The 13,710-nt window shown below is 68.8% G+C and carries 14 protein-coding genes and 1 pseudogene; 13 read left to right on the top strand and 2 right to left on the bottom strand.

Annotated elements, in window-relative coordinates; all coding sequences use genetic code 11:
* Positions 1-6 precede the first annotated feature (6 nt).
* Together QZH52_RS23260 and QZH52_RS23255 are read left to right on the top strand one after the other, a co-directional pair.
* A complete protein-coding gene (locus tag QZH52_RS23260; RefSeq protein WP_301812917.1) occupies positions 7-948 on the top strand; it encodes a 3-hydroxyacyl-CoA dehydrogenase NAD-binding domain-containing protein in 942 nt (313 codons plus the stop codon).
* Positions 949-1,007: 59 nt separating this feature from the next.
* Positions 1,008-1,619 carry a YdeI/OmpD-associated family protein gene (locus QZH52_RS23255; protein WP_301812916.1) on the top strand — a complete coding sequence of 204 codons (612 nt, stop codon included), beginning with the start codon at positions 1,008-1,010 and terminating at the stop codon, positions 1,617-1,619.
* A gap of 3 nt (positions 1,620-1,622) precedes the next feature.
* On the opposite strand, the gene QZH52_RS23250 is transcribed toward QZH52_RS23255, so the two are convergent.
* Positions 1,623-1,793 (bottom strand): hypothetical protein, encoded by a 171-nt coding sequence (locus QZH52_RS23250; protein WP_301812915.1) that lies wholly within the window; start codon positions 1,791-1,793, stop codon positions 1,623-1,625.
* A 160-nt stretch (positions 1,794-1,953) separates the two neighbouring features.
* On the bottom strand, positions 1,954-2,427 hold the full coding sequence (locus tag QZH52_RS23245) for a hypothetical protein (RefSeq protein WP_301812979.1): 474 nt from the start codon (positions 2,425-2,427) through the stop codon (positions 1,954-1,956).
* Positions 2,428-2,976: 549 nt separating this feature from the next.
* On the opposite strand from QZH52_RS23245, the gene QZH52_RS38650 reads away from it, so the two are divergent.
* The 11 genes and pseudogenes from QZH52_RS38650 (at position 2,977) to QZH52_RS23190 (ending at position 13,595) form a co-directional block, all read left to right on the top strand.
* Positions 2,977-3,222 carry a hypothetical protein gene (locus QZH52_RS38650; RefSeq protein ID WP_366919312.1) on the top strand — a complete coding sequence of 82 codons (246 nt, stop codon included), beginning with the start codon at positions 2,977-2,979 and terminating at the stop codon, positions 3,220-3,222.
* 24 nt (positions 3,223-3,246) lie between these two features.
* Complete coding sequence (locus QZH52_RS23235) at positions 3,247-3,810, top strand: BPSL1445 family SYLF domain-containing lipoprotein (RefSeq protein ID WP_301812914.1); 564 nt, start codon at positions 3,247-3,249, stop codon at positions 3,808-3,810.
* Positions 3,807-5,374 (top strand): annotated as a pseudogene (locus QZH52_RS23230) (phospholipase D family protein). Before QZH52_RS23235 ends, QZH52_RS23230 begins: the two are co-directional and overlap by 4 nt.
* A 130-nt stretch (positions 5,375-5,504) precedes the next feature.
* On the top strand, positions 5,505-7,427 hold the full coding sequence (locus tag QZH52_RS23225) for a GspE/PulE family protein (protein WP_301812913.1): 1,923 nt from the start codon (positions 5,505-5,507) through the stop codon (positions 7,425-7,427).
* A gap of 100 nt (positions 7,428-7,527) precedes the next feature.
* A complete protein-coding gene (locus QZH52_RS23220; protein WP_301812912.1) occupies positions 7,528-7,704 on the top strand; it encodes a DUF3606 domain-containing protein in 177 nt (58 codons plus the stop codon).
* A gap of 168 nt (positions 7,705-7,872) precedes the next feature.
* Positions 7,873-8,370, top strand: coding sequence for a hypothetical protein (locus tag QZH52_RS23215; RefSeq protein WP_301812911.1), 498 nt, complete (start codon positions 7,873-7,875; stop codon positions 8,368-8,370).
* A gap of 43 nt (positions 8,371-8,413) precedes the next feature.
* Entirely contained in the window at positions 8,414-10,879 is a 2,466-nt protein-coding gene (locus QZH52_RS23210; RefSeq protein WP_301812910.1) for a CHAT domain-containing tetratricopeptide repeat protein, read from the top strand.
* A 17-nt stretch (positions 10,880-10,896) separates the two neighbouring features.
* A complete protein-coding gene (locus QZH52_RS23205; RefSeq protein ID WP_301812909.1) occupies positions 10,897-11,385 on the top strand; it encodes a hypothetical protein in 489 nt (162 codons plus the stop codon).
* 100 nt (positions 11,386-11,485) lie between these two features.
* Complete coding sequence (locus QZH52_RS23200) at positions 11,486-12,250, top strand: SDR family NAD(P)-dependent oxidoreductase (RefSeq protein WP_301812908.1); 765 nt, start codon at positions 11,486-11,488, stop codon at positions 12,248-12,250.
* Between the two features lie 99 nt (positions 12,251-12,349).
* Entirely contained in the window at positions 12,350-12,730 is a 381-nt protein-coding gene (gene hpxZ / locus QZH52_RS23195; RefSeq protein WP_301812907.1) for an oxalurate catabolism protein HpxZ, read from the top strand.
* Between the two features lie 61 nt (positions 12,731-12,791).
* Positions 12,792-13,595, top strand: coding sequence for a fumarylacetoacetate hydrolase family protein (locus tag QZH52_RS23190; protein ID WP_301812906.1), 804 nt, complete (start codon positions 12,792-12,794; stop codon positions 13,593-13,595).
* The last annotated feature ends 115 nt before the right edge of the window (positions 13,596-13,710 follow it).

Here is a 13,710-nt window from a genome sequence, read left to right as displayed (position 1 = left end):
CGGATCATGAAACCAGAGCACAGCAAACTGGCGGTGGTCGGCACGGGCGTCATCGGTGCAGGCTGGGCCACGCACTTCCTCGCTCGGGGCTTCGACGTCACGGCCACCGATCCGGCCCCTGGTGCCGAGCAGCGCCTGCGGGGCCTGGTCGACGCCGGCTGGCCGGCCGTCGAGGCCCTCGGCCTGGCCGACGGCGCGTCGAGGGACCGGCTGTCTTTCACGACCGATGTGGCGCAAGCCGTTCGGGACGCCACCTTCATCCAGGAGAGCGGCCCCGAAAGGCTGGACGTCAAGCATGACTTGATCGCGACCATCGAGTCGGCAGCGAAGGCCGATGTCCTCATCGCTTCGTCGTCGTCCGGCCTGTCCGCCAGCGAGATCCAGGCGGGCGCCAGGCATCCGGAGCGCATCGTGCTTGGACACCCTTTCAATCCCACCCATCTCATTCCCCTGGTGGAGGTCGGCGGCGGCAAGCTGACGTCCGCCGAGAACGTGGCCAAGGCGATTGCCCTCTACACGTCGACCGGCAAGAAGGCCATCCGCATCCAGAAGGAAGTCAAGGGCCACATCGCCAACCGCCTGCAGGTCGCGCTCTGGCAGGAAGCCATCTCGCTGGTGCAAAGAGGCGTGGCTTCGGTGGAAGACATCGACACCGCGATCTCGCACGGTCCCGGGCTGCGATGGGCCCTGCTCGGCCCGTTCATCAACCTGCACGCCTCCGGCGGTCCCGGCGGCATCACCCACCTGCTGCAGCATCTGGGCGCCTCCCAGCGGGAATGGGCACGCGACCTCGGCAAGTATCCGGAAACGGACGACTACATCCAGCAGATTGCGCAAGGCGTCGATGCCGAGCTGGCGGGCCGCGACTTCCCCGGAATGCTCCGCCAGCGCGATGAGCTGCTGGTCCAGTTGATTGCGATGAAAGCGGTGAAGGCGCAGATTCCCTAGGGGCGTCGCGCCAAGCTGCAGCGGACGGAAAATGCGAGACCAACTCTCGAAGCGATGACATGCCCGGCACGAAATCCGACACCGCTGCGACCCTCTTCAAGTCCGCGAAGGCCTTCGACGCATGGCTGAAAAAGCACCACGCCACGTCGGACGGGCTGTGGTTGAAGATCGCGAAGAAAGGCGCCGGCGAGCCCAGCGTTACCTACCCCGAGGCTGTCGAGATCGCGCTGTGCTGGGGCTGGATAGACGGCCAGAAGAAAGGGCTCGACGACCAGCACTTCCTGCAACGCTTCACGCCGCGGCGCGCACGCAGCATCTGGTCCAAGATCAATGTGGACAAGGTCACCGCGCTGATCGAGACCGGACGCATCCAGCCCGCGGGGCAGGCCCAGATCGACGCCGCGAAGACTGACGGCCGCTGGGGCAAGGCCTACGACAGCGCGCGCACTTCCAGCGTGCCGGACGACCTGCAGGCCGCGCTGGATGAAAGCCCCAAGGCGAAGGCCTTCTTCGCAACGATCAGTGCGTCCAACCGCTACGCTGTGCTGTGGCGCGTGCAGACGGCGGTCAAGCCGGAGACGCGTGCCAGGCGCATCGCCAAGCTGGTGGAGATGCTCGGGCATGGAGAGGTCGTGCACATCTTCAGGCCCAAGGCCGAGGCCTCAGACTGAAGATCACGCGCAGTCCTGCTTGCCGTTGCACACCGATGTGGCGCCCTGCGAAGCTCTGAGCCGCCGGAAAGTCTTGGAGGGAAAATCATCGAGTCCGCGGCCCGACCGGGTGACCACGGTGATGCGTTTTTCTGCCTTCCTTGAATCCTGCCCACGCAGCAGGTCGGTCAACATTTGCGTTGGCGTGCTCAGGAAGAACAGTCAATGTTGCCGGTCCACATCGTTCAGCGCCAGTTCGAGGCTTGCAACGCACACGACCTCGGTGCGTTCCTGGCGACCTACGCCGACTCAGCATTGGCTGTGGCGCAGTTCGGGCCAGGTGCGGACATTCGCCTCATTCAAATCCTGACCTTCTCAGCCGTCGGTAGAACTCACGGCAATCCTCGATCCGAAAGATTCCGTTCGGCTCGTCTTGCGTGCGCCAGTTGGTCGAGCGCACCCGCATGAGATCCGGACGCTCTTCGACGCGGTAGAACGTGACGGCGACCAGGTAGGGGCCAGGAAACGTCAGCCTGAAGAACTCATGCTCAATCGTCCGCGCCTCATGGACTTCGAGAATTGGCTTGGGTCGCCAGTGGGCGACCAAGGAACTGGCCATTGAATGGGCGTCGTTCATGCCGGAGGAGCGGGGGTTGCGAAAGCGAATATTGCCACGCAGGCGGGAGCAGCGGTGTAGCCCGTGCATGTCGATCGGCCTGTGCTTCGCGCTGCTCGCCTGGCTGTCCTGGTTCGCGTAGCGCATGAAGGCCGCAGGTATCCGCCGTCCGCCGCTTTGGGACAAGCTGGTCTCGCTGGCGATCATCGCCATCGCCATCGCCTTCGGGATCTACGTGCTGCGGCGGCACGCCGGCCTGCCGTCGACGGACGATGCCACCATCGATGCCGACATCGTGCACGTCGCCGCGGCCGTCAGCGGCCGGATCATCGACATTCCGGTCGCCGAGAACGTCTCGGTCGCCAAGGGCGACCTGAGTGTCTATGCGGCGCAGAAGGCCAGCCTCGCGAAAGTGCAGGCGGCCGAGCCGGAGTTCATGCGGAAGCTCTTCGTGGCGGCGACCGGCGCCTACGACTCGGGGCGCCGGAACGTGACGGCATTTGCCTTCCGTGGGACAACAGCCGCCGACCGTCAACATCAACGGCAGGCGCACCGGCGTCACGGTCCCGCTCTACGACGGCGGCACGCGCGACGCGATCCTGGCGCAGGCGCGCGCCGACGCCGACGGTGCCGAGGCCAGGCTCACGCGCATTCGGCAGGACGCGGTGCGGCAGATCGTGCTCGCCGACAACGCCCTTCGCACCAGCCTGTCCGCCCACGACGCCTCGGATGCGCTGGTGTCGGCTGCGCAGACGACCTTCGATGCCGACCTCGGCCGCCTATCGCAGCGGCGTGGGGTCGATCACCGATCTCACACTGGCGGAGACCGAGCTGCTGCAGGCACGGAACGCCCACGCCGATGCCTGCAGCACGGCCTTGTCGGCGGCCGCCACCCTCGCGCTGGCCGCCGTGCGCTCTGGACGGCGCCGCCTTTTCCAGCGGCAGGCGACAACGCCCTGGCGCATGGCGATCTTGAGCGATACCGAACCGGCGCGCACAATGACCTGACCAACAACGAAAGGAGAGTGAGTCATGGACAAGCGTTCCTTCCTCGCGTGCGGAGTTCTGGCCGCGTTCGCGACTGCGTGCAGCACCACCTCCACCTCCAGCGCCGATCCAGCGGCCAAGCGCAGCAGCATCGACGCCTCGGTCGACAGCGCCATGTCCAAGCTCTATACCCAGGTGCAGGGCTCACGCGAACTGGTCGGCAAGGCCAGGGGCGTGCTGGTGTTCCCCTCGGTGGTTTCGGCCGGGCTGGGCGTCGGCGGCTCCTACGGACAGGGTGCGCTGCGCGTCGGCGGCAGGTCCGTCGGCTACTACAGCACCACCGCCGCCTCGGTCGGCCTGCTGGCCGGGGCCGACTCCAAGGCTGTCTACCTGCTCTTCATGACCCAGGATGCGCTCGACAAATTCCGCGCGAGCAATGGCTGGACCGCCGGCGCCGATGCCTCGGTCACCATGCTCAAGGTCGGCGCCTCGGCAGCCATCGACACCCAGACCGCGCAACAGCCCATCGTGGGCTTCGCCCTGAGCAATGCCGGGCTGATGGCCAACCTGAGTCTTGACGGAACCAAGATCAGCAAGCTCGACCTGTGAGTCCCTGCGCCGCGGGGCGATGGCTGCTGGCGCTGGCGCTGGCAGCCCTGCTGGCCGGCTGCTCGCTGCCACCGCTCGAGGGCCGCAGCGAGTCGCAGGCGCTGTCGGCCGCAGAAGCACGCGAAACGCCGCTCGGCCGGGCGGTCGGCGTCCTTGGGGCGCAGCATCCGGGTCTGACGGGCATCCATACGCTGGAAGACCCGCGCGAAGCGTTCGCAGGGCGGGTGCAGATGGCGCAGCTCGCCGAGCGCACGCTGGATGTGCAGTACTACATCTGGCGCAACGACACCACCGGCCATCTCCTGCTCGAGGCCTTGCGCTCGGCGGCCGATCGCGGGGTGCGCGTGCGCTTGCTGCTCGACGACCACGGCCATGCGGGGCTCGACGAAGAGCTGGCGGCGCTCGACGCGCATCCCAACGTGGAGGTGCGGCTGTTCAATCCCCTCCTGTTCCGTCCGTTCAAGCCGCTGGGCTTCGTCACCGACTTCTCGCGCGCCAACCGGCGGATGCACAACAAGAGCTTCACGGCCGACAACGCGATCACGATCCTGGGCGGCCGCAACGTCGGCGACGAGTATTTCGGCGCCACCGATGGCGTGCTGTTCGCCGACCTCGACGTGTCGGCGATGGGGCCGGCGTGGCGCAGGTCTCGATCGCATTCGACGCCTATTGGGCCGGTGCCTCGTCCTATCCCATCGCCTCGCTGGTGACGCTACCCCCTGCCGAAGTCCTGGCCGCCATCCGGCAGCGGACGGCGCTGGTGGAGCGCTCCGAGTCGGCCGCAACGTACAAGCAGGCGGTGCGTGAGCTGCCTTTCTACGGCAGCCTGGTCCGCAAGGACTATTCGCTGGTCTGGGCCCCCGCGCACCTGGTGGTCGACGACCCGTCCAAGGGACTGGCGCTGGCCCAGCCGGAGCAATTGCTGCTGCATCACATGGCAGAGGCCGTCGGCGTGCCGGCGCGCAGCCTCGACCTGGTGTCGCCGTACTTCGTGCCCACCGATGCCGGCACCGATTACTTCGCCGGCCTGGCGCGGCGTGGCGTGCGGGTGCGGATCCTCACCAATTCGCTGGCTGCGACCGACGTCCTGGTGGTGCATTCGGGCTACGCACGCCATCGGCAGCCGCTGCTGGCGGCGGGTGTGGCGCTGTACGAACTCCGGCCCGATCCGCGGGACCAGGCCGCCAAGGCGGCGCGCCGGGACGAGGGCCCTCGCATGGCCGGCGGATCGGGCAGCTCCGGCTCCAGCCTGCATGCGAAGACCTTCGGCGTGGACATGGAACGCGTCTTCGTCGGTTCATTCAACTTCGATCCGCGCTCGGCCCGGCTGAACACCGAGCTGGGCCTTGTCATCGACAGCCCGGAACTGGCCGCCGCGATCGCGCATGTCTTCGAGGTGCGCGCCCCGCGCAGCAGCTGGGAGCTGAGGCTCGACCCGGGGAGCGGTGGCCTGCGCTGGGTGGACGGCAGCGGCCGATCCGTGGCGGTCGAGCCGCTGACGAGCTGGTGGCAGCGCGCCGCCGTGCGCCTGCTCGAGCCGCTGCCGATCGACTGGATGCTCTGAGGGCGCGCCATTTTCTGGCGGCAAGGCCTTCAGGAATCGCGGCCGCTGCCGATAGCAGAGGCAGCGCCCGCCTCGAACCCAGGTCTCGAGCGTCTTCGATGGCGCGTCGCAAGCTCAACCGGAAAGACCGATGACCGCAACCACTGTGCCTGCAGCCCCGACTCGCAGCGCGACGTCGATGACCGAAGTCTGCACGCCCGAGGAACTGCTGACCCGCATCGAGGCGCAAGGCCGGATGCCGCTGGTTCGAATCGGGCAAGCGCTGACCTCGCTCGGGATCATCACGGACGCGCAATTGAACGCGGGCCTGGCCGCCCAGCAGCTCGATCGCGCCGTGCCGCTCGGCGAGACACTGGTTCGCATGGGCGCCATGTCCCGGAGCGACCTGCGATCGGCCCTGGCCCACAAAATGGGCTACCCGCTGGTCGACCTCGACCGCTTCCCGGCCGCGGTGGAGGCGCTCCGGAAGGTCGGCCACAGCGCGGCACAACGCCTGCAGGTCATGCCGTTGATGGTGTCGAACGGGCGATTGATCGCGGCGCTCGACGATCCGTCGGGTCGCCGTGCCGCCATCGACGAGCTCGAATTCATCGCCCAGGCGAAGGTGATTCCGGTCCTCGCCCATTGCCGCAATCTCGACCAGGTGCTCAAGAAGGCCTACGAGGCGATCGGCGCGATGGACGCCAAGGCCGCCGCCGACGATCCGTCCAGGCCGATCGAGTTCGACATCGACGCCAGCGAACTGCTCGAAACGCTCGAGAAGGAGGGGCGCGAGCAGACCAGCGAAGAGCTGCCCATCGAGCAGTCGGACAATTCGCTGGTGCGGATGGTGAACCGGATGATCATCGAGGCGCACGCCGAAGGCGTCTCGGACATCCACATCGAGAGCTATCCGGGGCGCGAGAAGATCCGCATCCGCTTTCGCCGCGACGGCCGCCTGTTCACCTATCTCGAGCTGCCGCCGAACTATCGCAATGCCATCATCGCGCGGATCAAGATCATGTGCGACCTCGACATCAGCGAGAAGCGCAAGCCGCAGGACGGCAAGATCATCTTCTCGAAGTTCTCGGCGCAGCATCCGCTGGAGCTTCGGGTGGCGACCATTCCGACCAACAACGGCTTGGAAGACGTGGTGATGCGCCTGCTGGCGTCGGCCAATGCGATCGCCCTGGAGAACCTGGGCCTGTCGCCGCGCAATCTCCAGAAGCTGCGTGAGGCCGTCGAGCGGCCGTACGGACTGGTGCTGTGCGTCGGCCCCACCGGCTCGGGCAAGACGACGACCCTGCATTCGGCGCTGATGCACATCAACACGCCCGACCGCAAGATCTGGACCGCCGAGGACCCGGTCGAGATCACGCAGGCCGGGCTGCGGCAGGTTCAGGTGAACCCGCGCATCGACTGGACCTTCGCGAAAGCCTTGCGCGCTTTCCTGCGCGCCGATCCGGACGTGGTGATGGTGGGCGAGATCCGCGACGAGGAAACCGCGAAAATGGCGATCGAGGCCTCGCTCACCGGCCACCTGGTGCTGTCGACGCTGCACACCAACAGCGCCGCAGAGACCGTGACCCGGCTGCTCGACATGGGCCTGGACGCCTTCAACTTCGCCGATTCCCTGCTGGCCATCCAGGCGCAGCGACTGGTGCGCAAGCTCTGTTCGAAGTGCGTGACCAGCCGCCCGGCGACGGCGGCAGAAGTCGACGAACTGCTTTCGGACTATCTGCGCGCCTTCGCGGACGGTCTGGAGCCGCCGTCGCGCGATGCCGTGCTGGCGCATTGGCTGCGCCGCTACGGCCGCGAAGGCCAGCTCGTGAGCTCGACCTGCCCGGGTTGCGAGGCCTGCGGCCAGAGCGGCTTCCGCGGGCGGATCGGCATCCATGAACTGATGGCGGTGTCGAAGGAGGTGCGCCGCCTGATGCAGGCCCGTTCGCCGCTGGAGACGATCCTCGCGGCGGCGCAGGCCGGCGGAATGCACACCCTGCGCCAGGACGGCATCGAGAAGGTGCTGCAAGGACTCACGACCCTCGGCGAGGTGCGGGCGACGAGCAACGCGTGAAGCGCTCGCGGCCCTGGCCGACAGAGATCGTCGGAAAAGGCGGACAGCAACGCCGCCGGGCCACGCAAGACTGGCGGCCTCGCGATCTTGGAGACCCGCCATGGCAGACGACCCGAAGAAGACCGGTCTCGACCGGAAGCTGATCGCCATCGAGGAGCCCCATGAGGTGCGCAGCTGGTCCGAAACCCTCGGCTGCACGGCCGAGCAACTCAAGGAAGCCGTGAAGGCGGTCGGCCACAGCGCGGAAGCCGTGCGGCTGTTCCTCAAGAAAAACTAGAAACGAACCGGGGCTGTCGCTTCCGCGCCGCCCGGGGTCGGCGCGATCCACTACAGTCGGTGGTCATGGTTTGGAGGAAACGGGCGCGGGCCCGTGCATGTGGCGATGAAGACAAAGAAACTTCGGATCACCGGCCCCGGAGGGGCCACGTACAGGCTGGGCGACCCCATGCTGGTCCACGACGGAGATCTGCTGGTCTGCACCCTGGACCCGGTGCCGGTCAGCCCGACGGGATCCGAGATCCGGGTGGAGCACTTCACACCGCCGCTGAGCGGTCTCGAGGAGGCACGGCATCTGGGCCGGCTCGTGTTCCTCGAGATCTGCGCCTTCGTCGTCGAGCACTTCGAGCAGGTGCAGGCCGTAAGTTTTGCCTTCCCGCGCCCCGTGACGATGCTGGCCGGCGCCACCCAGCACTCGGCCGATCGGGCCGAAATCATGCATCGCATCGGGATCGAGAACGTCCAGGTCGCGCCCAAGCCGTCGACCGTGCCCGGGCACTTCGTCGTCACCGGCGTCTGGCTCTACACCGAACGCAACCTCGCCGCGCTGAACGAAGTGCTCGGCGAACTGCGCGCGCTGTACCGGGATCGCCCGATCGGCTCCGACCCCAAGGGCGGTGCCGGTGTGATCAGGCGCCTGATCGCCGGCTGGCGAGCGGAATCATGAGCGCCTGATCCAGGCCGGCCGCGCGCCGGCGAGGACCGCATCCATGAAGCACCCGCTCGTGACGCAGTTCGCCTTGGCGGCGATCGTCGCGGCTGCTGCGGCGAGCGCCGGCGCCCAGGGTCCTCAGGAGGTCCAGGCAATCTATGCGATCAACCGGCAGGCGGTGGTCCTGCTCGACCAGGGCCGCTACGACGAAGCGGTCGCGGCCGCGAAGAGTGCGGTCGCGCAAGCCGAAACCCGGCTCGGCAAGGACCACCCGGGGTTGGCGGCCGCGCTGTCGAACCTCGGGCTGGCCTATCTCGATGGTGGCCAATACGACCAGGCGGAGGCGCCCTTGCGCCGCGCCGTCGACATCGGCCGCAATGGCTGGGGTGTCGGGCCGGCGGACATGGGGGCCTTGCTCAACAACCTGGGTTTGTTCTACGCCAGGGTGAACCGGCTCGATGACGCCGAGCGGCTCTACAAGCAGGCCCTGGGCCTCGGCGACGGCATCGGAACACCGCAGCTGTTCGTCGCCACCTGGCTCAACAACCTGGCCAACCTCTACATCCGCGAAGGCCGCTTCCAGGACGCCTGGTCGCTGGCCGAAAAGAGCATGGTGCTGCTGCCGGACCGGTCGAGCCGCGACCCTGCGATCGCCGAGACCTTCAGCCTGATGGCATCGCTGAAGGCGCGCGAAGGGGCGTACGGCGACGCCCAGAGGCTGCTCGAATGGGCGCTGGACATCCGGCTGCGCGTCTTCGGCGACAGCCATCCGGTCACGGCGACCTCGCTGCACGGCCTCGGCGTGGTCCTGGAGGCGCGCGGCGAGCACCGGAAGGCCGAAGACCTGATGCTGCGCGCACTGGCGATCCGAGAGCGGTTGCCCGCCGACCATCCCGACCTCGGGCGCAGCCTGATCGACCTGGGCGCCCTCTGCCACGCGGCCGGCAAGCCGGCCTGCGCGCAGGCCTTCTTCGACCGGGCCTTTGCCAACCTGCGGGCGCGGCTCGCGCAGTACTTCGGCTTCATGAGCGAGGACGAGCGCCTGGGTCTGCTCGAAGACACGGACCGGTTCTTCTCGGCCTGTTTCGAATTCGTGCTGGCCTACGCGGGACCGCAGCCCGAGCTTGCGGGCGGCATGTACGACGCGGTGCTGGCGCGCAAGGGGATGGTCGCGGTCAGCGTCCGCGCCCTGCTGGCGCGCATCGAACGCGAGGGCGACCCCCAGGCGATCGCGCTGACGGTGCGGTTGCGCGAACGGCGCACCCTGCTGGCGAACCTGCGGCGCCGCGGCACGACGGGCGACGCTGTCGACCGTCTGGCGCGCGAAGGCGCCGACCTGGAGCGGCAGCTGGCAAGACGCTCGGCTGCGTTCGCCGCGCAGGAGGAGCGAGTCGCCAGGCCGGCCCGATGGCGGGACGTTCGCGCGGCCCTGAAGGCGCAGGAGGCGGCAGTCGAGTACATCGCCTTCGAGCCACCGCGCGGCAACGACCGCGCCGCGCGCCGGCGCTTTGCCGCGCTGGTGCTGACGCCCGGCGACCGCCCTCCCCGGCTGGTCGCGCTCGGCGATGCCGCCAGCCTGGCCGCACCCATGCGGGACTACCGGCGGCGCGCCGGGCTGGCGCGCGATCCGCCGCCGGCCGGCGAACGCAGCTTCCGCGACGCGTTCTGGACACCGCTCGAGCCCGCGTTGGCGGATGCGAAGCGCATCCACCTGGCCCCGGACGACATCCTGAACCAGGTCGCCTGGGCCACCGTCGGGGACGGCGGCGGCCTGCTCGCCGAAAGGCTGGACTTGCGCCTGCTGTCGAGCACGCGCGACCTGCTCGCGGCCCCTGCGCCCGTGTCGGCGAACGGCGCCGTTCTGGTCGGCAACGTGGACTTCGGCAGCGCATCGGGCAAGCCGGCCTTTGCGCCGCTGCCGGGCACGCGCGAGGAGATCGCGGCGCTGTCGCGCCTGTTGACCGACGCCGGCTGGCAGGTGAAAAGCGTCGAGGGCAAGGCGGCGACCGAGTCCTACCTCAAGGGCGTTCGGCATCCGCGCGTGCTCCATGTGGCCAGCCACGGCTTCTTCGAACGCCAGGGCGCGCGGCCGGGGACGCCCGAAGACCCGATGCTGCGCTCCGGCCTGGTGCTGGCCGGCGCCAACGAAGGCGCATCGGGCGCGAACGACGACGGCGTGCTGACCGCGCTGGAGGCGTCGATGCTCGATCTGCGCGGCACCGAACTGGTGGTGCTGAGCGCCTGCGAGACCGGCCTCGGGCGGGTGCTGCAGAGCGAGGGCGTGTTCGGGCTGCGGCGGGCGTTCGAACTGGCCGGCGCGCAGAGCGTGATGATGAGCCTGTGGAAGGTGCCCGACGAAGAGACCCGCGTGCTGATGACGCTCTTCTATCGCAAGTGGCTGTCAGGCATGGACAAGCACCTCGCGTTGCGGGATGCTCAGTTGGAACTCCGGCAGATGGTCATCAGGGACCGGGGCCGGGACCGCCCCCAGGCATGGGGCGCATTCGTTCTCGTGGGACCCTGACGCGAGGAGGCAAGTCGATGAGACATCCGTTCCTGGCCGCGCTCATGCTGGCCGCCGTGCCGCTGGTGTACGCCCAAACCACCTATACCGACCCCGACGGTGGCCGCTACACCTTGCAGGTGCCACCCGGCTGGCGGGTCGAGGCGCAGTCCGGCGGCGTGTCGTTCCTCAAGGGTCCCGCCTATGCGAGCGTGATGAAGGTCAGCGGCCGCGGTGCGCCCAAGGGGCTGGTCGAGGCGATCGGGCAGAAGTTCCCGTCGCAGTGGCCGCGCTTCGCCGGCACCACCTCGGGCGACTCCCTGTTCGGCGGCAAGCCGGGCGCCTACGCCTGGTTCACCGGCGTCAATCCGCGCGGGACCGAGGCCGTGCTCAAGATCGTCGCCACCGTGGACGGCGAGACCGGCTATGTCCTCATGATTTCCGCGCCGCGCAGCGACTTCGCGACCTACAAGGGCGACCTGGAACAGATCGAGGCCAGCTTCCGCGTCACGGGGGGGCGCCGGTGAGGGGGCCGATCGGCGTGCGGGGGGCGGGCCAAACGCTGGCATGCTTCGGCCCTGGATGCGCATCGTCGCATCGCTCCCATCACTTCCAACGGAGAGTCCCATGTCCCTGTTCTCGCTGGCCGGCAAGGTGGCCATCGTCACCGGTTCGTCGCGCGGCATCGGCCGCGCCATCGCCCTGCGCCTGGCCGAGCACGGCGCCAGGGTCGTGATCTCGTCGCGCAAGGCCGACGCCTGCGCCGAGGTGCGCGACGAAATCAACCGTGCCCAGGGCCCGGGCGCGGCCCTGTCCATCCCCGCCAACATCTCGTCCAAGGACGAGCTGAAGCACCTGGTCGACGAGACCACACGGCAGCTGGGCCGGATCGACATCGTGGTGTGCAACGCGGCATCGAATCCCTACTACGGCCCGCTCGGCGGCATCGAGGACGACCAGTTCCGCAAGATTCTCGAGAACAACGTCATCGCCAACCACTGGCTGATCAATTTCGCCGTGCCGCAGATGATCGAGCGCAGGGACGGTTCGATCATCATCGTCTCGTCGATCGGCGGGCTGCGCGGCTCGCCGGTGATCGGCGCCTACAACGTCTCGAAGGCGGCCGACTTCCAGCTGGCGCGCAACCTGGCCGTCGAATACGGGCCGCACAACGTGCGCGTGAACTGCATCGCGCCCGGCCTGATCAAGACCGACTTCGCGCGCGCGCTCTGGGAAGACCCCGAGACCCTGCGGCGCCGCACCGACACCACGCCGCTGCGGCGCATCGGCGAGCCCGACGAGATCGCCGGTGCGGCGGTCTTCCTGGCCTCGCAGGCCGGCGCCTTCATGACCGGGCAGAGCCTGGTCATCGACGGTGGAGTTACCTGCTGATGTCCAAGCCATCGCCGTCGCCGTCGCCGTCGCCAAAGGTACGCTTCTTGCCAGCGTGAAGTGCCGCGTCACTGAACCCACCCCCTTCACCGGAACACCATGGATCCCGCCATCAACCTGCCGCAAGTCCTCGCCGAAGTCGAGGCCGTCTTCGACGAATACGAGCGCGCGCTCACGAGCAACGACGTGCCCGCGCTCGACCGCCTGTTCTGGGTGTCTCCCCACACCCTGCGCTACGGCGCCGGCGAGAACCTCTATGGTTTCGAGGCGATCCAGGCGTTTCGCCGGGGCCGGCCCGCGAACAACCTCGAGCGCACCATCACGGCCCGCGCGATCACTACCTTCGGGCAGGACTTCGCGGTCGCCAACATCGAGTTCCGCCGCGACGGCAGCGAGCGCATCGGCCGCCAGAGCCAGACCTGGGTGCGGATGACGGACGGCTGGCGCGTGGTGTCGGCGCACGTGAGCCTGATGTCATGAGCCCCCGCCCGGCCGTTCCGAAGGGGGCTCGCACCGCAGTGCGAAGCACGGAGCTTGCCTTATGAGCGGCGACGACCGCCTCCAGCGCCTGGCCGATGCCCTCGCCGGCGCCCGGCGCAGCGGCCAGGCCCTGCCGATGGCGCCCTGGCTCGGCTGCCTCCACGATGCCGACGAGGCCTATGCGGTGCAGGACCGCGTGGCCGCCGCGCTCGGCTGGTTCGGCGGCACGCTGCCGTGCTTCTGGAAGTCGGGCGGGCCCTCGCGCCAGGCGGTGCTCACGCATGCCGGCCTGCCGCCGGCGGGCGTGCAGGCCGTGGCGCCGGGCCAGACGGCCTCGCTGCAGGGGCAGCACTTTCATCGTCGCGGCATCGAGGCCGAGGTCGCGCTGCGCATGCGGCGCGACGTGACGGCCGGGGAAGTCGCCGCATGGGCTGCCGGCACGACCCCGCCGGCGCACGAACTCGTCGATGCGATGACCGTCTCGGTCGAGGTGGTGGACACCCGCTGGGCGCCGCCGGCGCCGGATGCGCAGGACGTCGCCTGGCTGAAGTTGGCCGACCAGCAGTCGCACGGCGCGCTGGTGTTCGGCGAATGGCGCGCCTTCGACGAACGCGACTGGTCGCGCCAGCGCTGCGAACTCAGGATCGGAGGCGCGCCGCCGCAGTCGTTCGAGGGCACCCATCCGCTCGGCGACCCGACTTGGCTGCTGCCGCCGTGGCTGGCCCATGCGACGCGCGGCGGCCGCACGGTGCCCGCCGGCACCGTGGTCACTACCGGCAGTTGGAGCGGCCTCGGCGACGCCGCTTCCGGGGATCGGGTGGAAGTCCATTTCGCCGACCTCGGCGCGCTCGCCCTGCAGTTCTGAACCGGGCGCCGTCCGGCGCTTCCAGCGCACCGCTCGGCTGCCGCCGCACCCGGCCGACGCCGCATCGCGATCGATTGAGGCATCGTCCGGCTTGTCGTTTGTCGCGCGAGGTACC

The sequence above is a fragment of the Variovorax ginsengisoli genome (genome assembly GCF_030486595.1).
Lineage (GTDB): Bacteria > Pseudomonadota > Gammaproteobacteria > Burkholderiales > Burkholderiaceae_C > Variovorax > Variovorax ginsengisoli_B.
This window is presented reverse-complemented; position numbering and strand designations above follow the sequence as displayed.

Coding starts and splice junctions, on each gene's coding strand:
- QZH52_RS38650 (WP_366919312.1), top strand. CDS start 2,977: ATGCCGACCTCGGCCGCCTATCGCAGCGGCGTGGGGTCGATCACCGAT.
- QZH52_RS23235 (WP_301812914.1), top strand. CDS start 3,247: ATGGACAAGCGTTCCTTCCTCGCGTGCGGAGTTCTGGCCGCGTTCGCG.
- QZH52_RS23220 (WP_301812912.1), top strand. CDS start 7,528: ATGGCAGACGACCCGAAGAAGACCGGTCTCGACCGGAAGCTGATCGCC.
- QZH52_RS23225 (WP_301812913.1), top strand. CDS start 5,505: ATGACCGCAACCACTGTGCCTGCAGCCCCGACTCGCAGCGCGACGTCG.
- QZH52_RS23215 (WP_301812911.1), top strand. CDS start 7,873: ATGCTGGTCCACGACGGAGATCTGCTGGTCTGCACCCTGGACCCGGTG.
- QZH52_RS23200 (WP_301812908.1), top strand. CDS start 11,486: ATGTCCCTGTTCTCGCTGGCCGGCAAGGTGGCCATCGTCACCGGTTCG.
- QZH52_RS23250 (WP_301812915.1), bottom strand. CDS start 1,793: ATGTTGACCGACCTGCTGCGTGGGCAGGATTCAAGGAAGGCAGAAAAA.
- QZH52_RS23260 (WP_301812917.1), top strand. CDS start 7: ATGAAACCAGAGCACAGCAAACTGGCGGTGGTCGGCACGGGCGTCATC.
- QZH52_RS23245 (WP_301812979.1), bottom strand. CDS start 2,427: ATGGCGATGATCGCCAGCGAGACCAGCTTGTCCCAAAGCGGCGGACGG.
- QZH52_RS23205 (WP_301812909.1), top strand. CDS start 10,897: ATGAGACATCCGTTCCTGGCCGCGCTCATGCTGGCCGCCGTGCCGCTG.
- hpxZ (WP_301812907.1), top strand. CDS start 12,350: ATGGATCCCGCCATCAACCTGCCGCAAGTCCTCGCCGAAGTCGAGGCC.
- QZH52_RS23255 (WP_301812916.1), top strand. CDS start 1,008: ATGCCCGGCACGAAATCCGACACCGCTGCGACCCTCTTCAAGTCCGCG.
- QZH52_RS23210 (WP_301812910.1), top strand. CDS start 8,414: ATGAAGCACCCGCTCGTGACGCAGTTCGCCTTGGCGGCGATCGTCGCG.
- QZH52_RS23190 (WP_301812906.1), top strand. CDS start 12,792: ATGAGCGGCGACGACCGCCTCCAGCGCCTGGCCGATGCCCTCGCCGGC.